Here is a 24,095-nt window from a genome sequence, read left to right as displayed (position 1 = left end):
AGATCACTGGTTGGTTGATGGGCAGAAAGTGATCGAAAAAATTAAGTTATCGAACTCTAAACGGCTACTCGACCTCGACCAATTTCTACCTGGAGGCGGTGAAAGAGGCCTTAAGTGCACGCGAGAACCTGATCGCCCCCCCCGTTGGAATGGCGAAGCTGGTGGCAGGAGCATGGAGCCGAGAGTCGCTCCGACGGTGACAAGCTTACGCACTGGCAATTGGGTTGGGGCGACTCATGTTGCGAAGACAGCGATACGATCGGTCAACCGCTGATACTCAACACCATTGACTGTCCAAATTACCGTGAGTACCCGCCCCGTAAACATCACGCCGTGGTTCTGTTGAAGGGAGATGACCTACTGGAACTGCGTGCCTTGATCGCCCAGAGACAGCTTGTGCCTGAAGGATCGGCTATTGCCAAGGCCCTGGATTAAAGCCTAAAACGCTGGATAGCGCTGACGGTACTGTGCCTGTCGACAAAAACTGGGTAGAGAGCCAAATACGGCCTTGGGCTCTTGGGCGCTCGAACTGGTTGTTTGCAGGCTCATAACGCAGTGGCAAACGTGCGGCTGCGATCATGAGCTTGATCCAGTCGGCCCGACTTAATGGGCATGATCCTTACACCTACTTGAAGGACGTGCTCACACGTTTGCCAACGCATCGGACGAATGGTGTTGCTCCGTTACTGCCGCACAATTGGCGGATGCCTTCCAGCTGATTATTTCGCAAGACAGGAGATCAAGCGGTGAGTAAACGGATTTTTATCAGCGGAGCTTCGGGGGCTGGAGTTAGCACGTTAGGAGCAGCTTTGGCTGACAGGCTTCGCGTGCCTCATTTTGATGTCGATGATTACTATTGGTACCCGACGGATCCTCCCTTTGAGAAATCACACCCGCCTGAAGAAAGACTTGCTCTGTTAAAACAAGCGCTAGCTGACTTCCCCCTGGGCACTGTCCGGATCACTAGATGACTGGGGGGCTGAGGTGATTCAAAGCGCTGATCTGGTGGTATTCATTGACACTCCAACGGTACTCCGAATGGAGCGCTTGAGGTCACGCGAATCACAACGGTATGGCCACCGAATTTTGCTTGGCGGCGATATGTATGCGAACCAGTTTCTCACATGGGCTGAAAGCTATGAAGCAGGCAGCAGAGCGGGTCGTAGTAGGCCTAGACATGAGCTGTGGATCAAGCAACTGACTAAACCAACCCTTAGATTAAACGGAGAAATCACGGTCGCAGAGATGGTGATAAATGTCGTCGCCGCGATTTCAGATTTGACTCACCAGTAATCAAAAAGCGAGTGAGTGAGCCAACAACCAAGCTATGCGCTTCCATCGCAAGGTGTGTTTGCCAGCCGCTTACGAAAGGGGCTCGGTCGAGCCTCTTCAGATTCCGTTTCGGCACAAGACCAACCGAGCAACATCAAGTACCCGATGTGTGTCTTGCTTGGATTAAACAATCGATGTTTGTAGGTGCTTGGATCTGAGATACAGGATCGCGCCGGCAGTAGCCAAGGTCACCAGGGTGACGATTACACAGCCCACGATGTAGGGCAGTGCGTGCAAGACGCCGACTTCTTAAGCAATGGAAACGGTGAGGCGAATCAGGCCCCAATTGTTGTCTTCCATCCTGAGCAAACAGAAAGGCGGAACCAACGACAGGGCAATGGTTTGGCGCGTCTGCTTTCTCAAAAAGCTGATCAGTTGCTTCATCTTTTCCATTACTTCTTAACTCCTATTGCATTGGAGTTGAAGCGTCACATGATTCAGAAAGCGGCGCATCTCAACTGCGTGTACTTTCTCCAGTTGAACTCTGAGCTTCCCCAGCTCATTGGGTCAGACGCTGACACCGTGCTCAATCTTCCAGATGAATGCTTCTACGGTGTTGATGCCGACAAAGGTAGAGAACAGCTCAACTGGCGCCTTCTGGCCCAAGGCCAGGGAGGGTCGAGTGATCCAATCACGCATGGCCAACTGATCACCATCAAACAGGCCTAGCGCGGACCGAAGGGCGAGAGCCGTGCGATAAAGGTAATCGCTTTCCGTTGAGGTCAGGGTGCCTGTCCTCAACCATCGTCGGCGCGCGGAGTCCTTTAAGCCCAGCAGCTTGGCCAACGCTGCTGGGGACAGCCCAACCAAAAAACTCAGCTCATTGAAAAATGACGCAGGCAGCCCCGCACGAATGAGCTTTGAAGTCGTGACCCAATCCGCTCGGGCATCGAGCATGCTCAGAAAGTCAGTGGGGCTCGTCGAGGATGTCGCAGCAGTTTCAGTGTGTTCAGCCATATCAGCCTCCCCCTGACGACACCACCGATATCGATGCGTATGGAGCTAGATTCTAGCTACTTTTCCGAAGGCGTATCCTGGCTCGTCTTGAGATCAAAGGCCAAATCGATCCTGACTTTCTCAAAAAGCGATTGCAGGTCCTCCTTCGACGATCTTTCCAGGTAGCACCCAATAATGAGGCTTGCAGGGTGAATGTCCATGAACTTTGCGAATTGCTCAATCTTCTCAAGCGTTGGAGATTTCAATCCCCGCTCCAACTGACTGATGTAGGTCCGGCTTGTCACCACCGCAAAATCATCCTGACTGAGCCCTCGCCGCGACCGTAATTTCCTGAGGGAGCGGCCGAGAGCGGTATTCAGTTCCATTTTCTCATCTCATAAAAGAGATGATGAAGCATGAAATGAACACTATAATGCCACGCACTATAGTGTTCATTTACGATTTCTGGGAAATTATATGTTCGAAACCTACGAGGCAGCGAAGCTGCCGGTACTGCCGTCGTTCGAGCAAAACACGACCCGCTGGGCATTCATTGCTCAGGCCTCAAACCGGGAGTGGTTCTATGTGACGCATCAGTATTTTCAAGATGGAGAACCCGACAGCGTGTGCTCCCAGCAGTTCTTAATTCCCGACGTAATTGGCTTGATGAGCCTGGTGCGATCCGATTCGCCGGACGCGTTCGTTCACTCAGTTCAGCTGGTTTCTCCAGGTTGGATGAACGGCAGTGAGCAATGGCAAATGGAGCCACTCCTAGGGTTGATTGCCCTGCCTGGAGAGGAGAGCAGCAGCAGATATGTCTACGAGGTTGCAGGCGGCGGAATTTATCCCACCCAACACGCAAACGCTGCGCAAACCTCGGGGTCGACGATATGGCCTGTCCGGTAGGAGGTGTCTCAAGTGAGTCCGCATTTTGAGCATTTGCTGTGTAAGCCAAATCTCTCGCTCTTTCCCAACGCCAGGATCGTGGACGAGCACTTTTTCTGGGGTTTTGAATGCGGTGACGGATGGTTCGATCTCCTATACCACGCGTTCGCCCTCGTGTCTGCGAGAGCAGATGCGAGGCCTGAGTGCGAAGTAACGATCGAAGAGGTGAAAGAGAAGTTTGGTGGACTTAGGATTTACTACCGCGGAGGGGACGATTACGTAGAGGGCGTACTCAGTTTGGCGGAAACCGCCTCGGTGAATATCTGCGTCATATGTGGCAACCGCGCACCCAGCAGAAGCTTGGATCAACATCATTCTCGGTGTGAGGCTCACTATGGCAATTGAACCGCCCCGGTTTGGCATGGTGAATCGAGATGGGCTCATCGATGACTTGAAGAGTTACTTTTATAGGGCTGGCAGCTTCATCGAGCTAGAGGACGTGAAAAAGTGCGTGTCTTCACCTAGGTTGTTCGACCTCATGGTTCGGCAGCTGCCGACTGAAGGGCTTGTACAGGTTGGAGATTCATTTCTAGATAAAAGGACGATGCTTGCCGATTGGCCACAGCCTACATACGGTATTCCGTTGCACGGCTGGATGAGCATCCACGAGCGGTTTGAGTTGGTTGACGTCTCTCACGTGAATGACCTCAGCATCTCGAAGGTTCAAGTGTGGCCATTTGATCCCGCGAGTCTCGGCGAAGCAGAAATGCGATTGGCAGTGGCTTTATCGTATACAGCTGGGGAGTTGTACGCAGAGCCGAGAATTGTGGGTTCGCTCAACGACGTTCTCAATGAACTGGGGTTCTGGGTTGATCCTGAGCGGTACTGATATGTGTCTATGCGGTATTGAGCGCCACTGACGCGGGAGCATTGCTAGACCTTCCATTTCCGTTGACTGATGGGGCGTGTAACTACCGCCCGCTCCAAATTACATGACTAGATCGTCCTAATCGCTTGGAAAGGGGAGATACAACTGTGGGCATAATAATTCTAGATGGTGTTGTTGAAGAAATTGGCTTTGGTTCGTATGCCGACGGTGAAAGAACGCTGTCCTTCATCAAGGTTGACGGCAAGCGCATAAAAAACGTCGTTTGCGATGACTTTATGAGATCGTTTTTGAAAGTGGGGAGGACAGTAAAACTGTCGTTGGTTCCAGGCATTTTTGGGACACATACCATTTATGCTGCAAAGCTCGCAGATGGCGAGGTAGTCATGCTGTCGCCCGTGAAGCCTTTCTCAATGGTCATCGCGCTCAGCGTCGGAATCATGGTTCTTTTAAGCCCGCTTTTCATTGGCGTGCTGAAGTCGACCCATTCCATGGGTTTCTCCATGATCATCTACGGCCTTATCGGTGTCACCTTGGCATATCTCATCCTTCGCAATCACTTCAAGGCACGGGTGATTTTCGGTAAACCTTGAGATGGCTCTGGTAGGGTGAATCCTCTGTTGCTGGCAAGTCACCTGCGCATCGGTGGTAATGATGGGAAATTCGGGGTATGCAACCACGTCATATAAAAAGTAACAAGCAGGGAGCCGCGGTGCCGGCTCCGCCAAATCTTGCCAAATTTTTAATGGACCGGCACCCGCGAGCGGATACTGATTTATCTATGCTCACTAGCTTTCCATGATGTGATTCGGGAGAGTATAAAAAATCCCACGTATTCTTTTCGTTGTTCTAGTATCGGTGGTGTGGGCTTTTGAGTTCATTATAACTTTAAATTGATCTTGACTCGGCATCAACCAGGCCTGTAGGTGAGTTCCAAGTCCCACATTATCGGTATTCCGTGCCCACACCTCAGCGCATTGGAGAGTGGCGGGCAGTAACCATCACTAGTCAGAGAAGGTCTTATCATGTCTCGTCTTGCCGAATAAAGGAAGCTTGAGCAGCAACTAGCTTCGCAAGTCGCGGAGCTGGAGCTTATGAAAAAGACTCCGGCCTTCAGAAAGAAATGGAGTTTGAAACCAAGCTTCGTAACTTGTTAAACGCTTACGGACGTAGCTTGCCAGACGTTATCAGCCTGTTTGCTCCGCAAGGAAATCGGCGTAAAGGCCCTGCTGCCCAAATAGGTCGCACTACTCGTCGACCACGTGAAATCAAAATCTACACACATCCATAGACTGGAGAACGAGTAGAGACGAGGGGAGGCAATCATCGCCTGCTGAAGCAGTGGAAGCTTAAGCATGGTGCAGAGGAAGTTGAGAACTGGCGTAAATAATAGCCACTGCATTATTTGCCAAGTCGAACATTTCATGTTGATGAAGAAAATCGACAGTTTCATCTTAGCTTGGTAATTTAGGCGGAAACATCTTGACGTTATCACTCTGGATAATCGAGATGAGCCTGTCGTTTTCTTGCATCAGTGAAGCGTTTATTGAGGCGAGCGATGCAAATTCTTTTTTTAGCTCTTTTAACTCCACTGTAAGATTTCTCATTTCGCTTTTCAAATCGTGCACTTTGGCCGATATCGCATTCTTTTGTTTGCGTATATCAATTCCGATTTTTTGACGAATGAGTTCAGCTATATCTGGAAACTTGTTGTGAATATATGCTGCGGATATCTCTGCTTCCTCAGCAGCCGAGCTGATGCTCAGTTTTCGGCCTTTTTCGACAATCCGAGGTCTACCTTTTTCGATTCGAAGTATTGCAAGTAGTATTTTTTTTCTTCTTTTCTCACCAATTGTTTCAGATGGTTCGGATACAGTAATCATTAAGGTCTCTGCTCCGGATCAAGTTTCGCTATCACGCTTCTACAGCGTTCTAAGTCTCTGGCCACTCTCGCTCGACCTGACTCGCCTATATCAACCAAATCAATCAGTTCGAGTTGCTGGGCTTCGATTTCGCGCCATACAGGGAGGTTAGTATCGTCTGCTAGGAAATTTACACACCCACCGTCTTTCCCACAGCGTGTCCGTTCTAGCCCAGTGCCACCAATACAATCGCACGTATCCTTGGCGCACCATCCAACTGAAGTTGCGCGTAGGTAAACGTTCTCAGCAATAGATTTGATCATTTGAGATCGATTTTTGTAAGTTTTGATTTCGTCTCGAAATTTTTTCATCTGATCTGCTAAGCCTCCGGCCAAGTACGTCGTCTCGAAAAGCATGTGTTCAATGGCGGCTTGCATATATTCGCTGTGCGCGAAACCTACCTCTTCGAGGAGACTTGCATCATGATCTCCGTGATGGCTGTAGGAAATAAGCATGTCAAGATGAGCGTGGCCGAAATGTTCTTTTAAGTATCGAATGTCTCCATGCCTGCTGCGGACAACATAGTAAGCGAAAGTTGGGCGAAATTGGTGCGAAGCTAAATTCCAAGTAACTCCGGCTATTTTTGCAAAGCGTTTCAAACGCTCATTCACAGTGCCATTTGTAAAGGTGCTTATTTTTCCTCTGGTTTTCACGCCAAGAAAAATAGATTTTTCATGAATTTTGACTGTTGATAGCAGTTTCTTATCGAGCTGCGATTTTTCCAAATCAGCGATCTGATTGTTCAACTCATCTCGCAAGTCTTCTGTTATTTTCGCTGCCATATTCATCGCTCTGAGAGTGATCGTATTGGCAATCCAAACTTTAGGTACGTGTTCAACCATGCCACGTATCCATTTGATTTCGACTCCATCCTCGATTGTTGTAAAATAGCCATCCGTGGGAAGAGAAAGCAATTCATTTGACCTTATACCCGTTGTCGTGAGAATGATGATCATACAAGCGGTTAGAGTATAAGATAGTTCTTCACGCAGCGAGCTTAGACTGCCTGAGTATCCTTCAGCTTCCAGATGCGTTCTACTTTTGTACCCTGCATCTCTTTTATTTAGTGTACCTAGATTTTTTTTATGTTCTTGTAACAAGTTAAGCAAAAACTCTGCGCCCTCAAGCTTCGCCACAGCAGTTTGGAATAGCTTTGCAAGAACTTCATCTGGGATGCGAGCCGTTTTAACATAGCCTCTGGCGGCGCCTGCTCGGCCACAAAGCTCATAGGCAGTTGTAGAGGGCCATGGCTGAGGAAGAGGATCAAACAGACCTTTGGTCAAAGTATGAAGGCGCTCGATAGCTTGTAGTCGGTAGGTAATCACCCCAGGTGTTAGAATTTTTCCTTTTGCGGCTGGGTAGTTTTTTAGAGCATATACGTAGTTTGAAAAAATTATCTGACTCATACCACTCAGTGAGTCGCTAAGTGGCTCAGCATATGCGAGAAAGTAAATCGAGTTTTCGAGGTGACTGACAATGGATCTACCCCTACGCTTCTTGTTGATCTGTTTTTTTCTGGAGCGAATATAACGAAGAGTACTAATTTTAATAACGTGGACAAATTTTTGCGGAATTCTCAAAAAATCGAGCCACTTGCTGCTTTCGCCTGTGCCTACTGGAAACATTTCATCAGGTAGCCGCCAGCGCATTTCTTTGAACAAGCTTAACGGCGCAAGAACATCGTCCGCAGATAGATAGTAGGTTGCCACGAGCGAGTCAAAGGAATTGTCTCCAATAGCTTCTTCTAACTCTTTGAGGAGATAGCCGGCGATCATAAGGAAATCCTTTTATATTCAATGTTTCCAGGCTGGATGCGGATTCTGTCGTGCTTTTTCTAAAGCAGACTGCACAAGTCTTTTATCAAATTTGGGTAGGATCTCATTAGAAATAACCCTTGTAATGCGGCTATGCGTTTTTTTCCATGCTCTCGCTCCTAACTTAGGTCGCATGCGAAAACAGTAAAAGTAAAAGCTGCATAGTCGGTAAAGATCGTCTGCTGTGACCACGAAATTCGAGCAAATAAAGCAACCAAGAACTTGCACGCAGAGACTACCATCTTTTGGTGCGCGCTCTCCGTTTAGAGTGTCGCTGCATTTTGCAATGATCGTATTATCAAAATTGTGTTTAAGTAATTCGTCGACTCTGACTTCACCCATGAAGTAATGTTTTTTCTTAGCGTCGGGAGGCGCTTGTAAATAGTGATCATTGCTTACCTTTACTCCTTGGTTTGCAAGTGCGGCTGTGATGAACGGATCATGGTCCGATATTTCATATATGTTGTTAATCCAGGTTTTTCGAATTCTCTCAAAATTTACTACAAGTGGTGTACCGTTCTCTGATTTAAGAGAATATTTGCGAATCAAGCCATTAATGGTGGCGTCAATCGCCGACTTCACCAAGATTTGTCCATTTTGGTTTGGTTGTCGAGCTGTGAATGAAACAAAGACTCTGTAAGGATAACGACTGCTACTACGGGCCTTTTCATTGCGTGAAATAATTGTATCTATCAACTTTTCTATAAAGGGAGGAGCTTCTACAAACTGGGGGAAATCTTCCTGGTTTTCTAAGGTAGATGGAATAAGTGGTATCGGATGGCTAGAGTGGTTTCGGCGTTTGTAAAGAGTCAATATTCGTTTAAGTGGATGGAAAGGGTGTTCGCTTATAGCTGACGTATCAAGCTCCAAAAGCGGTTGCAAATTCGCACCGGTTTTGTCTGCAATTGTTAACAGGCACAAATTAAGTTCTTCGCGCGTAAGCGATTTCTCTCCCGGGAGAATAATTCTTATTTCGCGAGCTAGTGCATTCTTCAATGCCATGTGTTCACGTGGCGTGAAGCGTATTGATCGGGGTGGCTTCTCTGGGCTGCGCTTTGCAAAAGTGTTCACGGGAAACCACAAAGGGTTCGCGGCGAACTCTCTTTGTGTGAGGATTTTTTTTACCCTAGTGAAAATGTGCCGTTGCGAGTTAATTTTTTTGCGTTGCAAGAATTCTTCGAACCCGAGGATAAATTCTTCTGAGATGTTAGCGCAGGTTAAAGAAAAAAAATATTTAGACTTTATGAGATACTCACAATAAGCGAACAAGTGTACGAGGCCCATTGTGCAGTAGCTCACAAGTGTAGTATAGGCGATAGTTTGCTGGCCTGTCTTAATGGAGGAGTCGAGAAGTCTCGCGATCGTGACGAACGCGGTCAATACGATCTCGTCGTAGCGCTTGCCTAGAAACTTTGTAGAGTCAAAATACCTTGTGTCTGTAGCGTTGTCTGGAAATGTAATGAGGGGCGCACGGGCGCTATCAAGCGGAGCTTCCGGGGCGCCAGAGACCCCAGTAGACTTCTGGGCCTCACTGGATTCACGTCCTACAAGTATCTGTGATTCGTTAGATACGAAATTCTTACGCCGCTTCACGTGCCACCTCCTCATAATACTCAGCTAGCTTGTTCTGCACGGTATCCAGAATGTTATCGTCTACAAGCTCAATGAAATGGAGGTAGATTTCAGTAGTAGTGATGCTAGAATGACCAAGCCGATCTCTGACGTAGATCAATGGTTCTAGAGGGAGCCCCATTTTCCTCATAACGTAAAGAGTGTGTGTTGCATACGTATGCCTCAGAATATGAGGATAAACTTTGAATGGTAGCTTGAGTTTGATGTATAACCTATTTAGTCCCCGGCCACCATTTGCAAACCGTCGACCCTCCTCATTAAGAAAAAGAATTTTCCTGTCTGCATCGTTTACGCATAACGCTGCCCGCACTTGGCGGTCAAATTTAATGTAGTTCCATAAGTCCTTCATTAAAGTTGCTGGAATGTCTATTTGCCGATCTTTCTTTCCCTTAATCTTCATGTCCCGCGATTTGAGCATTACGCGAAAGTTCTTTTTTTGGCTTGGATAGTCGTCTGGGTTAACAATATAATGTAGCGGGAAAGTTAGCAGTTCCGATTTCCTCAAGCCGCAAGCCAACCCTAATCTGGTTATTAACTTCAATTCAATGTTGATAATTGAGTCCAAAAGCACATCGACCTGAGTTCGGCTTAGGACGCTTATAGACGTGCTTGTACCTTTCCCACTGCTTGGATAGCTAGAGTTGCCTCCTGTTGTATCTTTTTTTACAAGACTTGGTTTTTGATCTTTTAGGAAAGGTTTTTCTCCTAGCCAAGGCAAGCTAGATATCCAGCCCTTCTCAAGAGCATACTCGTAGAAACGATATATGATGCTTAACCGATCATTCACCGTGCTCGAAGCAAGAAGGCATTCAGATATGCTCCAATTGTAGTATTTCTCTGTCAACGAGTGCTCAGCCGTCAACTTGGTGTTTCGCCAGTCGTGACCGTTTGCTTCGCAAAAGCTAAAGTAGTCATATAGGGCGCGACCGTATTGTCCCCAACTCTCCTTGTTAACTTTACCCAGCGTAATACATGTTAAAATGAGAAACTGGAATATATGCCAGTGAATGTTCATAAGTTTGTCAAGCACAATTGGAAAGTCCGGGTAGGGAGTACCAAGAATTTTAAACTCGTTAGTACTCACAACTAACTTCATGTGATTTGCTCCGTTTCGGCTTTACGCAACTCGTCTAGTTTGCGTTGATCTCAAGAAGGATGTAAGTAAGTTGTACTGTGAATTTCGTGATATATGATTCGAGACAATCGAAACTTAGTTCTCATGTGCGGCAGTGTCAAATGTTTTTTTTTGAGCTAAGGTTTTTGCTGTTCTGTCATTATGATAATTTTTGTTCATTTGACGGTAGTTGTTCAATTGAACAGTTTCTAATAGTCTTTATTTGTCATGGATTTATTCTGGTGATTTTGTCATAACGAATTTTTTCATTAATTTTTTTGGTTTTATTATGTAAGGATTTTTGCGGGTTTTTTTTCTGAGTTTTTTGTTGGTTCCTGTGTAAATCAAAATTTTTCTCATTTTTCGAGAGCAAGGTGCCAGTCAAACTCCCTGTGATTTTCGGAATTTTTCGCTGAAATTTATGAGTTACGACCTGAGCGCGTGTTGCGGAGGATGATAAATAAAGGGATGGTCAGCGGGAGCTAGTAAAAAGTAACGGTTGTTGGTGTACTTTTCAGATAGTTGAGACGACGCATGAACTGACAGACCTGTAGCGGCAATATAGGAATAATCCTACAAACTAAGAAGAATTGGACTACGCATCAATTAGGTTTTCTATGAGGACAGGTGAAAGCGTTGGGTGCTAAGTGAGTGTCTTTAAAGTGTTTTGGTGTAAGTTTTGGTGGGTGTTCTTAACGGTTTTTTTAGTGTGTTTTTGTGTTGTGGTTTTTATAGCGATGCCAAGGTCAATAAGTTTCTGAATTCCGATTGTTTCAGTGGCTTGATCAAGTAACCCAACAAGGGCAGTCCATGTTCGTGGGCTGTTCTTTCAAGTCCGTCAAGTTCTATAGGTGTCAGACTGCTTAGCAGTATGGCCTGTCTGATCATTCCTCGATGACTGGCAAATTTAACCAATTCAATTCCGGGAAGGTCGGGAAGACATTGGTCGCACAAAAGGATATCGAACGGTTGCACAGCCTGGAGCATTTGATGCAAGGCGCCTTCGGCACTGTCCGTGGTGGTCAGTTGGGTGAAGCCGTAACTTTCAAGCAGGTATTGAGTCGCCCTGAGTTGAAAGGGATGATCTTCCACCAGCAGGATGCGTAGATCGTCGTTGAACATTGGATTATTCACGCTCATCTGTCGAACAGAGGGAAGCGGAATTATTTCGCGAGAATACCGGGGAATCGATCAGTTCGCTCGCCATGAGATGTAGGGCAATTCAGCGCGTGTTGAATGCAGTTGGGTTTTTAGTGACTGATCAGCCATTTAACACGGCGTAATGGCTGAACAGTCGGTTGTCATCAGCGGCTCGATCGCCCGGTCATCTCCAGCGCCATGTCGCTCGCATAGCTGTCGGTCATGCCGGCAATGAAGTCGATCATGCGCAGAAACGAGGTGTGCAATGGGCCATTGGGATCGGGCGCATTGTTGCCTAGCAAGTCGAGGATACGGCGACTCTTGAAGGAGGGCGTTCGACCGTTGTGTTGTTCCAGCGCGGCGCCGCAGAAGGCGTTGAGCAGGATTTCCAGCGTGGTGTAGGCGCCGATTTCGTGCAGGGTCTTGCGCTTGTCCTGGAATATTTTCTTGCGCGCCATGTCCTTGGCATTCAGTACGCAACGCTTGGCTGGACCGTGCATGTGTTCCACCAGATCGCCGGGCAGCGTACCGGCGAGCAACGCGTCCTGTTGCTCGACAAAGGCGCGGGCCGCCGCGTTGGTCAGGTGCTCGATGGCTTTGCCTCGCAGTATTGCGAGTTTGCGCCGCCGCGAATCTTTAGGCCCGAGCTGACGATAGGTTTCCGGAAGGTCATCGCCCACCAGGTCCAGCAACAGGGACTCGACTTCGGCGTACTCCAGTAATTCCATCTCGAGACCGTCTTCCAGATCGATCAGCGCGTAGCAGATGTCATCGGCAGCTTCCATCAGGTACACCAGCGGATGGCGTGCCCAGCGTTGTTCCTCAAGTTGTGGCAGGCCGAGTTTATGGGCGATCTGCTCCAGCAACGGCAATTCACTCTGATAGCAGCCGAACTTGTGTTTCTTGTAGCCCAGGGAATCGGCGTGTTTGGCCGTCCATGGGTACTTCAGATAGGTGCCCAAGGTGGCGTAGGTCAGCCGGGTGCCGCCGTCGAACTGGTGATATTCCAGCTGGGTGAGTACCCGGAAGCCTTGCGCGTTACCTTCGAAATTGAGGAAGTCGTCGCGTTCGACTTCGCTCATTGCATCCAGCCAGCCTCGACCGGCAGCTTGCTGGAACCAGTGGCGAATTGCGTCTTCGCCGGAGTGACCGAAGGGCGGATTGCCGATGTCGTGAGCCAGGCAGGCTGATTGCACGACCATCCCCAGATCACTAGGTTCGCACCAGTCGGGCAGGGCGCTGCGAATGGTTTCACCGACACGCATGCCCAGTGAACGACCGACGCAACTGACTTCCAGCGAGTGCGTCAGGCGCGTGTGGATGTGGTCGTTGCTGGAGACCGGATGGACCTGCGTCTTGCGCCCGAGTCGGCGAAACGCGCCGGAGAAAATGATGCGGTCGTGGTCTTTATGGAAAGGACTGCGGCCGAGTTCTTGCGGACTGTGCAGGGGCTTTCCGAGGCGTTCGCGGGTAAGCAGGGTTGGCCAATCCAAGGCTGGTTCTCTCCGTCTGGTGACTGATTCCCTAGCTTCCGGGTTCGCGTCAGGACCTGCAAGGGGAAAACGCATCGCGAGCAAGCTCGCGCCTACAGCCCCGCGGCGTCGATGTCGATCAGCAGCAGTCGCTCGCCGTTGTCGAAAAATTGCCCGGCGGTGAGGCAATACTGGTTGCTGGTGGCGTCGCGGTAGGTGTTGGAAAGCGTCAGCCGGCGCTGCTCCCAGCCCTCGGCCAGCAGGTGATAAAAGTACGGGCGCCAAGACCAGTTATGGCCCACGTAGCGGTGGTCGGACTCCCAGCGGTGATTATGCCATTCGAGGTTGGGCGTCAGTTGTGTGCCGTGGCGGTCGCATTGATAGAAGCGCAACAGCCAGGGAAAAGCATCCAGGTGCGGTAGGGCGCTGAGAGGGGCTTGGGCCTGGGCCCAGCCTTGCAGAATGGCCATCAGTTCGCTGAGTTGCTGGCGCATGATCATCAGGCGGCCACGTTCTGCCAGTTTCTGTTGAACATAGCGCTGACGCAGTTGTGCGAAGCGCTCGACAAAGGCGTCGGTGGCAAAGAATTCTTGTTGCGCCCGGGCGAACAGAAAACCTTGTACGTAGCGCGAGCCACACTCCAGGGCAAAATTCAGTTGCGCGTCGGTTTCCACCCCTTCGGCAATGATCCAGCACCCGGTTTTCTCCGCCATTTGCGCCAGGGCCTTGACCACATCGCTGCTCGGTCCACCCAACGCAGCGGCCTGGAACAAGCGCATGTCGAGCTTGAGAATGTCCGGTTGCAACGCCAGCACACGGTCGAGCTGAGAGTAGCCGGCACCGAAATCATCGATGGCAATCCGCGCGCCGGCGTGTCGGTAACGCGCCACCACGTCTGCCAGGCGCTGGATGTCGCCCTCCTGTTCGGTAATTTCGAAGACGATGCGCTGCGTGTCGACACCGTGCCTGTTCAGTTGCTTGAGGCTCGGCAGCGCCTGATCCTCCGGGCGCAGACGGCTGATCCAGCGCGGAGACATGTTCAAACTCAGAAACCAGTCTGCAGGCGCTTCATGCAAGCGGCTAAGGGCGTTATCGCGGATCTGCCGGTCGAGGCGACGCAGGGCGACGGCGGGCGTGCGCGGGTCGGCGAACAGCGGTCCCACCGAGGTCAGTTGTCCGTCGGCCTGGCGCAGTCGACCCAGTGCCTCGACGCCGGCGATACGGCCGGTGGCGGTATCGATGAACGGCTGAAAGCAGGCGAGCGGTTGCCCGTCGATCACGAGGCCTCCTTAGTAAGGTCTTGTTCTTGGATTGAACCTGATAACCGGATAGGCATGCAGGATTGAACCCCTCGATAAAGAGGTTCAATCCCGGCGGTGTTGCAAGAATGCAGCCAGAGGATGGCTTAGTGGTTGCGCGAAGAGCCTTGCATGACCAGCTTGATCAGCGGGCCCAGCGTGGTGCCCAGGCGAACCAGCCTCGTCAGGCTGCTGACGCCCCCACTCTTGGCGCCCTTGCCGGTCAAAAAGCCCAGCAAGGTGACGGCCGCCACGCCCCACAGTGGAGCGTGTTTGATGCCGAAACCATCCTGAAGGTTTTGCGTCATCCCGCGCACGCGCTGCAAAGGCACCAGCAGTTGTGCGGATTCGTGGCGGATTTCCTGGCGATGCATTTCCATGCGCAGGCGGATCAGTGCCTTGCGCATTTCTGTACGCGAGCTGTTATGAGGCAGTTCAGGCAGGCTCATGGCAACAGGCGCTCCCGATCGTTGGCCAATTCTTCCAACGTCCCGTGGAAGGGCGAGGACTCATCGAAAATCGCCGCTCTCAAGCGCATCGCACAGAAAACGCAGGCCAGGGTGTAGAACACGCAAAGCGCGATGATAGCCGGCAAGCGATAGGTGTCCCAAAACAGGATCAACACCAGCGTCGACAGCCCCACCAGCAACAGCAAGGCAAACACCAGCGCCAGGCCTGCAAACAGCAGCAGGCTGACAGTGCGGGCTTTTTGTTCCTGCAATTCGATGCCGAACAGTTCGACATGGCTGTGCAGCAGTCCGAGAAAAGCGGCACCCAGGCGCCGCGGTGAGGAGCTTGGGCCCGTCGCGGACGGTCCGGATTCACCGATCGCCATGATCAGCGCCGAGTGGCCAGCAGACCAATCAGGAAACCCACGCCGGCCGCGATTCCGACCGATTGCCATGGGTTGGCCTGCACGTAGTCTTCGGTGGCGGTGACGGCTGCCTTGCCGCGCAAGCGCAGGGAGTCTTCGGTCAGTTTCAAGGTTTCCCGTGCACGCAGCAGACTGTCGTGGATCTGCTCGCGCAATTCGTCTGCCTGATCACCCGCCAATGTGGCGGTGTGTTCCAGCAACCGTTCGGTGTCGCTGACGAGTGTCTGAAAATCGTTCATCAGGATTTCTTGAGCAGTCTTTGCCTTGATGCTGGCCATTGGTGATCTCCGTAAGTGGCTTCTGTTGCGTTCGAGTATGAGCCTTGCGTGAAGGTTCAGTACAAATGACTGGTACAACTTTTGCTACGTCGTGGTGCGTCTGCCTGCGCCGTTGCGCTGTTGCTGGGCATGATTTCAGGAAAACCCTGACTCAAACAATTAAAACCCGCGCGAATGTCCCGGTCGTGATCGACCTCGATAACGTTTGTGCGCCAAAGCGGTTCGTGGGAATCGGATCTGCGATCCCGAGAAGTTGCAACTTGGTGCATGAATTGACTGCGCGAACTGCTTTGGTGCTTTTTTAGCCTTCAGGTCTGCCAACCCCATGGAAAATCTGCAAAGCGCTGTGGACAGTCTGGTCCATAGCTCCAATACGTTGTTCATTCTGATCGGCGCGGTCATGGTACTGGCCATGCACGCCGGTTTCGCCTTTCTTGAAGTCGGCACGGTTCGCCAAAAGAACCAGGTCAACGCGTTGTCGAAGATCCTCAGCGACTTCGCCATTTCGACCCTGGCCTACTTCTTTATAGGCTATTGGATTTCCTACGGCGTCACCTTTATGCAACCGGCGGCAGTGATCAACGCCGATCATGGCTATGCGCTGGTGAAGTTTTTCTTTCTGCTGACCTTTGCCGCAGCGATCCCGGCGATTATTTCCGGAGGCATCGCCGAGCGTGCCCGGTTTGTTCCGCAATTGTGCGCGACCGCATTGATCGTGGCGTTCATCTATCCGTTCTTCGAGGGCATGATCTGGAACGGCAACTTTGGCCTGCAAGCCTGGTTGCTGGAGCGCTTTGGCGCCAGCTTCCATGATTTTGCAGGCTCTGTCGTGGTCCACGCCATGGGTGGCTGGCTGGCGCTGGCAGCGGTGTTGTTGTTGGGCCCGCGCAATGGTCGTTACCGAGACGGGAAACTGGTGGCGTTCGCGCCCTCGAGTATTCCCTTCCTGGCGTTGGGCTCGTGGATTCTGATCGTGGGCTGGTTCGGGTTTAACGTCATGAGTGCGCAAACCCTGCAAGGTGTCAGTGGGCTGGTGGCGGTGAACTCGCTGATGGCCATGGTCGGCGGCACTGTGGCGGCGCTGATTGTCGGGCGCAATGACCCGGGCTTTCTGCATAACGGCCCGCTGGCCGGCCTGGTGGCGATCTGCGCCGGTTCCGATCTGATGCACCCGGTAGGCGCGCTGGTGACTGGCGCACTCGCCGGGGCGTTGTTCGTCTGGTGCTTTACCGCGGCCCAAGGCAAATGGCATATCGACGATGTGCTGGGTGTCTGGCCGTTGCATGGTTTGTGCGGTGTGTGGGGCGGGATCGCCTGCGGCATCTTCGGTCAGAGTGCATTGGGTGGTCTGGGCGGCGTGAGCCTGGTCAGCCAGTTGATCGGCACCGCGCTGGGGGTGACCGTGGCGCTGGTCGGCGGTTTTGCGGTGTACGGCGTGATCAAGGCGTTCCATGGCCTGCGCCTGAGCCAGGAAGAAGAGTATTACGGCGCGGACCTGTCGGTGCACAAGATCGGCGCAGTCAGCCAGGACTGAGTCAGGTTTCTTCATCGTCAGCCCCGGGATAAAAACCGTGCAGCAGGCGATAACGGTCACGCCGTACCTGATCGACCCGGTCCTGCACCTGCTGACCGGGCAGGCCCAGCATGATCAGCGCATGGGAGGCGAGCATCAGGCTGGATTCCAGCAACTCGGGCACGACTTCGTTGGCACCGGCCGCCTTCAACTCGGCCAACTGGCTGTCGTCCCGCGTGCGCACCAGGATCGGCACGCTCGGGTTAAAGCGTCGTGCTTCCTTGAGTATCAGCAGGGCGATGTCAGTTTTGTCCACGGCGATCACCAGCAGCCTGGCGCGCTCCAGACCGACGGCGGCAAGCAACTCGCCACGACGCGAGTCGCCGTAATGCACGCAGCTTTCAGCGACAGCCGCTTCCTGAACCCGCACCGGATCGCTGTCCAGTGCGATGTAGGGTTGCTGCACTTGACGTAGAAAGCGGCCGATGGACTGGCCGACGCGACCGTAACCACAAATCACCACATGGCTGCGTAACCCGGCATTGAGCGCGCTGATTTCTTCGAGTTGCGCCTCTTCGTTAGGCTTGCGATGCAGGCGTGTCGCGATGTGGGGAGACGCGCGTAGCAGCAGCGGTGTCACGAGCATCGAGCAGAATGTCGCGGCCAGCAGCAGGCCACCGAAGTCGGCGGGCATCAGTTGGTTTTGCTGCATCTGTGCCATCAGTGCAAAACAGAACTCGCCGCCCTGGGCCAATGCCAGGCCGCTACGCCAGGCGGTTTCACTGTCGCTGCCGCGCCATTTGACCAGCAGCGCAACCACGCTGCCCTTTAACAACAACAGCCCCACGGTCAGGCCGAGAATCAGCAGACCGTGGCTGGCGAACAATTGCACGTCGATCAGCATGCCGATACTGACGAAGAACACCCCTAGCAGGATGTCGCGAAACGGCCGGATGTCGGCTTCGATTTGATGCCGGTAGTGGCTTTCCCCCAACAACATCCCGGCAAGAAAGGCGCCCAGCGCCGGGGAGAGGCCGAGCAGGTGAGTCAGCCAGGCCGTCAGCAGAACGATGACCAGCGCCAGCAGCACGAACAGTTCCGCGGAACGGGCGGCCGCCACTTCATGAAACAGACGGGGCAACAACCAACGACTGGCCAGCAACAGACCGGCGAACAGCACCGCGGTCTTGCCCAGCGTCACTGGCAACGCCCAATACCAGGGCTGGTCGCTATTGCCGGCGAACACCGGCACCAGGGTCAGCAGCAACACCGCCACCACATCCTGGAACAACAGCACGGCGATGGCATTCTGTCCGTGTGTGCTGAAAATCTCGCCGAGACTGCCCAGCTCCTTGCTGACGATGGCGGTGGACGACAGCGACAGGCCGGCACCGAGTAACAGCGCCGGCGTGGTCGCCATGCCGAGCAACATCAAAATAGCCCCGAGCAATAGCCCGGTACTCAACACTTGCAGGCTGCCCAGCCCAAACACCACCCGACGCAGGGCGAGCATTTTCGACAGCGAAAACTCCAGCCCGAGGGAGAACAGCAAGAACACCACCCCCAGTTCGGCGAGGTACGGCAGCGCTTCGCTTTCATTGATCCAGTTGAACGCCGTCGGCCCCACCATCAGGCCCACGCACAGGTAGCCCAGCACGGGCGGCAAGCGCAGGCGCTGGAACAGGGCGATGACCACCAGGGAGGAGGTGAGGATGATCAACAGATTGGCGAACACAAAAACTCCGGTGATGGACGCTGGCTACTCAAGCGTAGAAGCAATCGAGCCGTGAGCATCGCGCAAAAGGCATTGAAGGCGACTGATGTGCATCAGGGTGTGCCACGATCCATTGCCGTTCATGGGTCGCAGGGCATAGGATTCAATGGCTCGACGGCTTTCCGGGGTCGACCTAGAATAACCACTTAATTTATCGGTTGAGCGCTCATGCTTCCTGAATGTCAGCTGTTCGGCACCTTGGGGTGCCATCTCTGTGAAGTGGCTGAAGCCATGATGATGGAATTTGTCGAGCGTGGTCTGCTGGTGGAACTGGTGGATATCGCGGAGGACGAAATGTGGTTCGAGGCTTACAGTCTGCGTATTCCGGTATTACGACGGGTCGATACCGGCGCTGAACTGGACTGGCCGTTCTCCTCCGAACAAGTGGTCGCCTTCCTGCGGTAAGTGATTTAGCGACGACATTGTTCCCGCCTGTCGAACTTTTGTGACTGATCCCTTGGCTTAACAGGTCGTGTTCGGATACTGTATGCGCATACAGTTATTCGCCATGCTTGCCTTGCTGCTTCTGGTTTTTGGATTCGGCAGGCAGTCCGGGCGTAAGAGGGATGAATCGTGGTCAATGTCGAACAATTGAAAAACAGCGTGAACCGAATGTCCGCGGACGTGGTGCGCGAGGCGGTCCATGAATTGCGTCTGGATGGCTTGGTGACAGAGGGAAAAACCCCTTTCAACAAGCTGCATTTCAATACCTGTTTCGCCGAAATCGAAGCCTTGTTCCAACGAGCGGGCTATCACCGTCAGCTGGATGTCGTGGGTTATCAGGGCTTGTTGTACGCGCTTTATGACCCGAGCCGCTGGGAAGCGGTCGATGTGCTGCGCTGGCTCAAGGAATTCACCGACGCGGCCGCTCGCGCGCAGATACCGGCCTGAGGATTCTCTGCTAGGTTCATTCCGGCCACTGTTGGATAATGCCGCCCTGTATTGAGGGTTAGAGCTTTCGTATGTCCACTTCATCTTTTTCTGCCGCACACAACCAGGCCAGCACGCTGTACTTGCCGCCGGGTTCGTGGCAGACCGTGCTCGATTGTCTGTCTGAACACTTCAGCGCCATCGGTCGCGAACAATGGCTGGACAGGATTGCACGCGGTCGTGTCCTCGACGGTCACGGCCAGCCGATCGCCCTCGATCTGCCTTACAAGGAAGGTTTGCGGATTCACTATTTTCGCGAAGTGCCGGACGAAAAGCCGATCCCGGTGGTCGAGACGATTCTTTACGCGGACGAGCATCTGGTCGTTGCCGACAAGCCGCATTTTCTGCCCGTGACGCCGGCGGGCGAATACGTTGAGCAGACCCTGCTGAGGCGACTGATCCGTCGACTGGATAACCCGCATCTGGTGCCGTTGCACCGCATTGACCGGCATACGGCTGGGCTGGTGCTGTTTTCCGCCAACCCCCAGAGCCGTTCGGCGTATCAGTCGCTGTTTCCGACACGGCAAATCGAAAAGCGCTACGAGGCGATTGCCCGGGCGTTGCCTGAACTGTCTTTTCCACTGGTTCACAAGAGCCGGCTCATCGATGGCGAACCGTTCTTCCGCATGCAGGAAGGGCCGGGCGCCAGTAACACCGAGACGGCCGTCGAGGTCAAAGAGAAGAACGGTGATCTCTGGCGTTATGGGCTTTACCCGGTGACCGGCAAGAAACATCAGTTGCGGGTGCACATGACCGCCTTGGGCGCGAGTATTTGCAACGACCCGTTTTATCCGCAGGTGCTCAAGGATGTTGAGGATGACTATGCCAATCCTTTGAAGCTGCTCGCTCAGGGGTTGCGCTTCGTGGATCCGGTCACCGGTCAGGAAAGAGCATTCGAAAGCACCATCACCCTTCAGTGGTAATCACCAAGGTTCAGCGAACTGGCTGTTCTTCAACCACGAAAAAGCCCGCATAAAGCGGGCTTTTCTGTATCGGGTTGTCGCCCTAAAGATTACAACTCTTTAACGGTACGAACCTGATCCTTGTTGATGCGGGTTTGTTTGCCATCCAGCTGTTCGAACTCGTAGAAACCCGATTCGTCATCGTATTTTGGTGCGTCGACAGCCTGGATTTCTCGACCGTCATTCAAGGTAATCACTGTTGGCGATGCGCAACCGGCGAGGGTAGCAAGGCCCAGTGCGAGCATGAAAGTGGCGAGGGTCCGTTGAGTCATGAGTGTGTCTCCGAGTGAATTCTTTTGGTTACTGAGCTTGAGACGTGTACGACGCGCGCAAGTTCCTTCTCGTGTCAGTCTGACACAGTATGGTGTGCACTTAACAGTTCCGGCGTATTGAGATTGGCCAAGCGAGGGTCGTTGTCAGGACAGTGTAGTGCGGTCGCGCCGAGTTTGCGCATGAGGCGCCCCGGGCTGCGTTCACCCTCGTGCCAGGCGCTTTCAAAAGCAGCTGAGAGTGCTACGGGAATCACGCACAACAAGGGCTCCCAGTGTTCTCCATGGCGCAGCATCAACGGTTTGTCCGGGTGCTGGCTGGCGGTTTCGCGCATGCTTTGCAGCAATGCGGCATCGATACGCGGAACGTCACAGGGCAAGACCATCAGATGCGCATGGCGAGCCGCTTTCAGGCCGGCGCGAATACCGGCCAGAGGCCCCGGAAAGTCGCCTTCGTCGTCATGGACCAACTGATCGGCATAGGGCGCATACTTTTCCGGGTTTCTATTGCAGGAGATGATCAGGTCATCGCTCAGCGCGCGGGTCTTGCGGTACAGGTGCGCAATCAGTGGCTCGCCGTGCCATTCCAGCAGCCCTTTGTCCTGGCCCCCCATGCGTTGGCCGCGACCACCTGCCAGGAGCAGAATGGAGCAGGGCGACAACGGTGTATTCGAGGTCATGGCAAGTCTCCATGGGGGCGGTGAAAAAAGGGGGCGCTGTGATATAACACCGGGCTGTTTCTCCTACAACTGGACGAGCCTATGAAAGCCAAGGCTGATGTACCTTTCGCGCCGCTCAATATCGCGGTGCTGACGGTCAGCGACACCCGTACCCTGGAAACCGATACCTCGGGCCAGGTCTTCGTCGACCGCTTGAGCGCTGCCGGGCATAACCTGGCCGAACGGGTGCTGCTCAAAGATGACCTGTACAAAATTCGTGCGCAAGTCGCCAACTGGATCGCCGACGATGTGGTGCAGGTCGTGCTGATCACTGGCGGTACCGGTTTCACGGGGCGCGACAGCACGCCGGAAGCGGTCAGCTGCCTGCTGGACAAGCAGGTTGATGGTTTTGGTGAACTGTTCCGGCAGATATCGGTAGCCGATATCGGCACCTCTACCGTTCAGTCCCGCGCCTTGGCCGGTCTGGCCAATGGCACGCTGGTGTGCTGCTTGCCGGGTTCGACCAATGCGGTACTCACCGGGTGGGACGGGATTCTCGCCGAACAGTTGGACTCACGGCACCGCCCATGCAATTTCGTTGCTCATCTTAAACAGGCGGCACCCTGTGAATCTCGTGGGTAAGCCAGGCAAGACCGGCAGCCTGATGGCTGTCGAGGTTGCACTGGCCCGCTTGCTCGAAATGGCCGAAGCCTCACCGATTCGTGAGCGTGAACGCTTGCCGCTGGCTCAGGTTCAGGGCCGCGTATTGGCCGACGATCTGATCTCGACACTCGATCTGCCGCCCTGGCCCAACAGTGCCATGGACGGTTATGCCCTGCGCATGGCCGACTGGACGGGAGAACCCATGGTCGTCAGCCAGAAGGTGTTCGCGGGTCAGGCTCCCGAACCCTTGAAGCCAGGCACCTGCGCACGAATCTTCACCGGTGCACCTGTTCCGCAAGGAGCAGACTGCGTCGAGATGCAGGAAAACGCCGAAGTCCAGCCGGACGAGCGAGTGCGTTTTACCGAAACCATGATCCCGGGACAAAACATCCGCCCCCAAGGCCAGGAAACCACTGTCGGTGAATTGATCCTGCCGGCAGGCACGCGCCTGGGGTCGATCGAACAGGGGCTGGCGGCATCACTGGGATGCGCTGAGCTGGAGGTGATTCGCAAGGTTCGTGTTGCGGTTCTGTCGACCGGGGATGAGTTGGTTGAACCGGGTCAGGCCCTGGGGCCGGGACAGATCTATAACAGTAATCGAGTATTGCTCTGCAGCTGGTTACAGCGCATGGGGTGTGAGGTCATCGATGCCGGCATCCTTGCGGATAACCTGGCGACGACGCGTGCCCGCCTGGGGGAATTGAAGGATGTCGACCTTATCCTCTCGACCGGTGGCGTATCGGTGGGCGAGGCCGACTTCCTGGGCATCGCCCTGCGGGAAGAGGGTGAGTTGGCGTTGTGGAAGCTCGCCATCAAACCGGGCAAGCCGCTGACCTTTGGGCATTTTCGCGGCGTCCCTGTCATTGGTTTGCCTGGCAACCCGGCATCGACCTTGGTGACCTTCGCCTTGTTGGCAAGGCCTTATCTGCTGCGCCGTCAGGGCGTTAAAGAAGTCGAGCCGCTGAAGTTTCAGGTGCCAGCAGGGTTCGTCTGGCCAAAAGCAGGCAACCGGCGTGAGTACCTGCGTGGACGCCTGGAGAACGGCCGGGCAATCATCTACAAAAACCAGAGTTCCGGTGTGTTGCGCAGCGCCGCCTGGGCCGATGGCCTGGTCGAAGTGCTGGAAGAGCGAACGCTGGTCGAAGGTGACAGTGTCAGCTTCATTCCGCTGAGCGAACTCCTGAACTGATCCGCTCCGCAGGCATGTCACGAACACCCGGTTGATCGGACCGGGTGTGCGTTCATGGCTGACCCTTACTGAGCCAGGAGTGTCACGACCTGATCGAAACGGCTGTTGGCAATCCAGGCCAGAAGCCCGAGGACGACGGCTGTTCCGCCAGCAGAATAGGCCAGTCGGTGTTTGATGGATTTGACGTCACCACGGACTTCATCCATGTCTCTTCGGATATATTCGAGGTGTGTCTCCAACTCAACGACGCGAGGTTCCATATTCACTTCTCCAGTGGGTTTTGCGCTGTCTTTGAATGCCGTTTGATGATGGGTGCGATTTGCTGCGAATGGTGCGACCGGAATGATCGGCGACCTGATGTCATGGCTTTGCATGGCACGTCCCTGTGTATTTGCTGCTGATGACTGATAACCGTAGACACAAGGTGTACCAATCATACTTCTCGGTCAATTGAGCCGATTCCTCACGTTATGTAGGAAAAATCCCAACTTCCTAGGACTCCACACGGCTCGACTTCAAATAATTGAATTTCGTGCGACTTTTTTGGGGCGTA

General features: G+C 53.2%; 26 protein-coding genes and 2 pseudogenes. 11 read left to right on the top strand and 17 right to left on the bottom strand.

Annotation, left to right across the window (positions count from 1 at the left end; genetic code table 11):
• Positions 1 to 375: 375 nt before the first annotated feature.
• Positions 376 to 719: pseudogene (locus ACA057_RS22685) on the top strand (transposase domain-containing protein); the annotation flags it as partial.
• Between the two features lie 862 nt (positions 720 to 1,581).
• Here the strand turns inward: ACA057_RS22685 and ACA057_RS22680 are convergent.
• The 3 genes from ACA057_RS22680 to ACA057_RS22670 form a co-directional block, all read right to left on the bottom strand.
• Positions 1,582 to 1,725: a hypothetical protein gene (locus ACA057_RS22680; protein ID WP_497342512.1), complete on the bottom strand. Its 144-nt coding sequence runs from the start codon at positions 1,723 to 1,725 to the stop codon at positions 1,582 to 1,584.
• A gap of 114 nt (positions 1,726 to 1,839) precedes the next feature.
• Complete coding sequence (locus ACA057_RS22675) at positions 1,840 to 2,289, bottom strand: antitoxin Xre/MbcA/ParS toxin-binding domain-containing protein (protein ID WP_497342510.1); 450 nt, start codon at positions 2,287 to 2,289, stop codon at positions 1,840 to 1,842.
• 56 nt (positions 2,290 to 2,345) lie between these two features.
• Positions 2,346 to 2,654, bottom strand: coding sequence for a helix-turn-helix domain-containing protein (locus ACA057_RS22670; protein ID WP_497342508.1), 309 nt, complete (start codon positions 2,652 to 2,654; stop codon positions 2,346 to 2,348).
• Between the two features lie 91 nt (positions 2,655 to 2,745).
• Between ACA057_RS22670 and ACA057_RS22665 the strand changes: the two genes are divergently transcribed.
• From ACA057_RS22665 to ACA057_RS22650, 4 genes and pseudogenes are all read left to right on the top strand, one after another.
• Positions 2,746 to 3,174, top strand: a complete 429-nt coding sequence (locus tag ACA057_RS22665; protein ID WP_497342506.1) for a hypothetical protein — start codon at positions 2,746 to 2,748, stop codon at positions 3,172 to 3,174.
• Positions 3,175 to 3,547: 373 nt separating this feature from the next.
• Complete coding sequence (locus tag ACA057_RS22660) at positions 3,548 to 4,042, top strand: hypothetical protein (protein ID WP_497342504.1); 495 nt, start codon at positions 3,548 to 3,550, stop codon at positions 4,040 to 4,042.
• Between the two features lie 146 nt (positions 4,043 to 4,188).
• A complete protein-coding gene (locus ACA057_RS22655; RefSeq protein ID WP_497342502.1) occupies positions 4,189 to 4,632 on the top strand; it encodes a hypothetical protein in 444 nt (147 codons plus the stop codon).
• A gap of 492 nt (positions 4,633 to 5,124) precedes the next feature.
• Positions 5,125 to 5,429 (top strand): annotated as a pseudogene (locus ACA057_RS22650) (histone-like nucleoid-structuring protein, MvaT/MvaU family).
• Positions 5,430 to 5,493: 64 nt separating this feature from the next.
• On the opposite strand, the gene ACA057_RS22645 reads toward ACA057_RS22650, so the two are convergent.
• From ACA057_RS22645 to ACA057_RS22600, 10 genes are all read right to left on the bottom strand, one after another.
• A complete protein-coding gene (locus tag ACA057_RS22645; RefSeq protein WP_497342500.1) occupies positions 5,494 to 5,922 on the bottom strand; it encodes a TetR family transcriptional regulator in 429 nt (142 codons plus the stop codon).
• A complete protein-coding gene (locus ACA057_RS22640; protein ID WP_497342498.1) occupies positions 5,922 to 7,736 on the bottom strand; it encodes a site-specific integrase in 1,815 nt (604 codons plus the stop codon). Before ACA057_RS22640 ends, ACA057_RS22645 begins: the two co-directional genes overlap by 1 nt.
• Positions 7,737 to 7,754: 18 nt before the next feature.
• Positions 7,755 to 9,368 (bottom strand): hypothetical protein, encoded by a 1,614-nt coding sequence (locus tag ACA057_RS22635; protein WP_497342496.1) that lies wholly within the window; start codon positions 9,366 to 9,368, stop codon positions 7,755 to 7,757.
• Entirely contained in the window at positions 9,355 to 10,503 is a 1,149-nt protein-coding gene (locus ACA057_RS22630; protein ID WP_497342494.1) for a tyrosine-type recombinase/integrase, read from the bottom strand. Before ACA057_RS22630 ends, ACA057_RS22635 begins: the two co-directional genes overlap by 14 nt.
• Positions 10,504 to 11,250: 747 nt before the next feature.
• Positions 11,251 to 11,643, bottom strand: coding sequence for a response regulator (locus tag ACA057_RS22625; protein ID WP_497342492.1), 393 nt, complete (start codon positions 11,641 to 11,643; stop codon positions 11,251 to 11,253).
• A gap of 182 nt (positions 11,644 to 11,825) precedes the next feature.
• Entirely contained in the window at positions 11,826 to 13,154 is a 1,329-nt protein-coding gene (locus ACA057_RS22620; protein WP_497342490.1) for a deoxyguanosinetriphosphate triphosphohydrolase, read from the bottom strand.
• 92 nt (positions 13,155 to 13,246) lie between these two features.
• The gene (locus ACA057_RS22615) at positions 13,247 to 14,413 is read right to left on the bottom strand and encodes an EAL domain-containing protein (protein ID WP_497342488.1); all 1,167 of its coding nucleotides are present in this window, start codon (positions 14,411 to 14,413) and stop codon (positions 13,247 to 13,249) included.
• Positions 14,414 to 14,538: 125 nt separating this feature from the next.
• Positions 14,539 to 14,880 (bottom strand): hypothetical protein, encoded by a 342-nt coding sequence (locus tag ACA057_RS22610; RefSeq protein WP_059402374.1) that lies wholly within the window; start codon positions 14,878 to 14,880, stop codon positions 14,539 to 14,541.
• A complete protein-coding gene (locus ACA057_RS22605; RefSeq protein ID WP_401354627.1) occupies positions 14,877 to 15,266 on the bottom strand; it encodes a phage holin family protein in 390 nt (129 codons plus the stop codon). Before ACA057_RS22605 ends, ACA057_RS22610 begins: the two co-directional genes overlap by 4 nt.
• A gap of 2 nt (positions 15,267 to 15,268) precedes the next feature.
• Positions 15,269 to 15,583 (bottom strand): ElaB/YgaM/YqjD family protein, encoded by a 315-nt coding sequence (locus ACA057_RS22600; protein ID WP_401354629.1) that lies wholly within the window; start codon positions 15,581 to 15,583, stop codon positions 15,269 to 15,271.
• Positions 15,584 to 15,908: 325 nt separating this feature from the next.
• Between ACA057_RS22600 and ACA057_RS22595 the strand changes: the two genes are divergently transcribed.
• Positions 15,909 to 17,117 (top strand): ammonium transporter, encoded by a 1,209-nt coding sequence (locus tag ACA057_RS22595; protein ID WP_497342484.1) that lies wholly within the window; start codon positions 15,909 to 15,911, stop codon positions 17,115 to 17,117.
• Position 17,118: 1 nt separating this feature from the next.
• Here the strand turns inward: ACA057_RS22595 and ACA057_RS22590 are convergent, their stop codons facing one another.
• A complete protein-coding gene (locus ACA057_RS22590; protein ID WP_497342482.1) occupies positions 17,119 to 18,831 on the bottom strand; it encodes a cation:proton antiporter in 1,713 nt (570 codons plus the stop codon).
• Positions 18,832 to 19,038: 207 nt separating this feature from the next.
• On the opposite strand from ACA057_RS22590, the gene ACA057_RS22585 reads away from it, so the two are divergent.
• From ACA057_RS22585 to ACA057_RS22575, 3 genes are all read left to right on the top strand, one after another.
• Entirely contained in the window at positions 19,039 to 19,275 is a 237-nt protein-coding gene (locus ACA057_RS22585; protein WP_497342480.1) for a glutaredoxin family protein, read from the top strand.
• Positions 19,276 to 19,443: 168 nt separating this feature from the next.
• Positions 19,444 to 19,761 (top strand): transcriptional regulator, encoded by a 318-nt coding sequence (locus tag ACA057_RS22580; protein WP_497342478.1) that lies wholly within the window; start codon positions 19,444 to 19,446, stop codon positions 19,759 to 19,761.
• 71 nt (positions 19,762 to 19,832) lie between these two features.
• Positions 19,833 to 20,723 (top strand): pseudouridine synthase, encoded by an 891-nt coding sequence (locus tag ACA057_RS22575; RefSeq protein WP_497342476.1) that lies wholly within the window; start codon positions 19,833 to 19,835, stop codon positions 20,721 to 20,723.
• Positions 20,724 to 20,812: 89 nt separating this feature from the next.
• On the opposite strand, the gene ACA057_RS22570 is transcribed toward ACA057_RS22575, so the two are convergent.
• Both ACA057_RS22570 and mobA read right to left on the bottom strand, forming a co-directional pair.
• The gene (locus tag ACA057_RS22570; protein ID WP_109633577.1) at positions 20,813 to 21,034 is read right to left on the bottom strand and encodes a YgdI/YgdR family lipoprotein; all 222 of its coding nucleotides are present in this window, start codon (positions 21,032 to 21,034) and stop codon (positions 20,813 to 20,815) included.
• Positions 21,035 to 21,108: 74 nt separating this feature from the next.
• Positions 21,109 to 21,711, bottom strand: coding sequence for a molybdenum cofactor guanylyltransferase MobA (mobA, locus tag ACA057_RS22565; protein WP_497342474.1), 603 nt, complete (start codon positions 21,709 to 21,711; stop codon positions 21,109 to 21,111).
• Positions 21,712 to 21,792: 81 nt separating this feature from the next.
• Here mobA and moaB point away from each other — a divergent pair, with 81 nt between their 5' ends.
• Both moaB and ACA057_RS22555 read left to right on the top strand, forming a co-directional pair.
• Positions 21,793 to 22,332 carry a molybdenum cofactor biosynthesis protein B gene (gene moaB, locus ACA057_RS22560; protein ID WP_497342472.1) on the top strand — a complete coding sequence of 180 codons (540 nt, stop codon included), beginning with the start codon at positions 21,793 to 21,795 and terminating at the stop codon, positions 22,330 to 22,332.
• Entirely contained in the window at positions 22,316 to 23,542 is a 1,227-nt protein-coding gene (locus ACA057_RS22555) for a molybdopterin molybdotransferase MoeA (RefSeq protein ID WP_497342470.1), read from the top strand. The genes moaB and ACA057_RS22555 overlap by 17 nt, the downstream gene beginning before the upstream one ends.
• A 65-nt stretch (positions 23,543 to 23,607) precedes the next feature.
• Here the strand turns inward: ACA057_RS22555 and ACA057_RS22550 are convergent, their stop codons facing one another.
• Entirely contained in the window at positions 23,608 to 23,916 is a 309-nt protein-coding gene (locus ACA057_RS22550) for a hypothetical protein (protein ID WP_497342468.1), read from the bottom strand.
• Between the last annotated feature and the right edge of the window lie 179 nt (positions 23,917 to 24,095).

The sequence above is a fragment of the Pseudomonas sp. LBUM1661 genome (genome assembly GCF_059695925.1).
This window is presented reverse-complemented; position numbering and strand designations above follow the sequence as displayed.

Coding starts and splice junctions, on each gene's coding strand:
- ACA057_RS22660 (WP_497342504.1), top strand. CDS start 3,548: ATGGCAATTGAACCGCCCCGGTTTGGCATGGTGAATCGAGATGGGCTC.
- ACA057_RS22610 (WP_059402374.1), bottom strand. CDS start 14,880: ATGAGCCTGCCTGAACTGCCTCATAACAGCTCGCGTACAGAAATGCGC.
- ACA057_RS22680 (WP_497342512.1), bottom strand. CDS start 1,725: ATGGAAAAGATGAAGCAACTGATCAGCTTTTTGAGAAAGCAGACGCGC.
- ACA057_RS22675 (WP_497342510.1), bottom strand. CDS start 2,289: ATGGCTGAACACACTGAAACTGCTGCGACATCCTCGACGAGCCCCACT.
- ACA057_RS22665 (WP_497342506.1), top strand. CDS start 2,746: ATGTTCGAAACCTACGAGGCAGCGAAGCTGCCGGTACTGCCGTCGTTC.
- ACA057_RS22645 (WP_497342500.1), bottom strand. CDS start 5,922: ATGATTACTGTATCCGAACCATCTGAAACAATTGGTGAGAAAAGAAGA.
- ACA057_RS22605 (WP_401354627.1), bottom strand. CDS start 15,266: ATGGCGATCGGTGAATCCGGACCGTCCGCGACGGGCCCAAGCTCCTCA.
- ACA057_RS22595 (WP_497342484.1), top strand. CDS start 15,909: ATGGAAAATCTGCAAAGCGCTGTGGACAGTCTGGTCCATAGCTCCAAT.
- ACA057_RS22600 (WP_401354629.1), bottom strand. CDS start 15,583: ATGGCCAGCATCAAGGCAAAGACTGCTCAAGAAATCCTGATGAACGAT.
- ACA057_RS22630 (WP_497342494.1), bottom strand. CDS start 10,503: ATGAAGTTAGTTGTGAGTACTAACGAGTTTAAAATTCTTGGTACTCCC.
- ACA057_RS22625 (WP_497342492.1), bottom strand. CDS start 11,643: ATGTTCAACGACGATCTACGCATCCTGCTGGTGGAAGATCATCCCTTT.
- ACA057_RS22570 (WP_109633577.1), bottom strand. CDS start 21,034: ATGACTCAACGGACCCTCGCCACTTTCATGCTCGCACTGGGCCTTGCT.
- ACA057_RS22550 (WP_497342468.1), bottom strand. CDS start 23,916: ATGCAAAGCCATGACATCAGGTCGCCGATCATTCCGGTCGCACCATTC.
- ACA057_RS22670 (WP_497342508.1), bottom strand. CDS start 2,654: ATGGAACTGAATACCGCTCTCGGCCGCTCCCTCAGGAAATTACGGTCG.
- ACA057_RS22575 (WP_497342476.1), top strand. CDS start 19,833: ATGTCCACTTCATCTTTTTCTGCCGCACACAACCAGGCCAGCACGCTG.
- ACA057_RS22640 (WP_497342498.1), bottom strand. CDS start 7,736: ATGATCGCCGGCTATCTCCTCAAAGAGTTAGAAGAAGCTATTGGAGAC.
- moaB (WP_497342472.1), top strand. CDS start 21,793: ATGAAAGCCAAGGCTGATGTACCTTTCGCGCCGCTCAATATCGCGGTG.
- mobA (WP_497342474.1), bottom strand. CDS start 21,711: ATGACCTCGAATACACCGTTGTCGCCCTGCTCCATTCTGCTCCTGGCA.
- ACA057_RS22585 (WP_497342480.1), top strand. CDS start 19,039: ATGCTTCCTGAATGTCAGCTGTTCGGCACCTTGGGGTGCCATCTCTGT.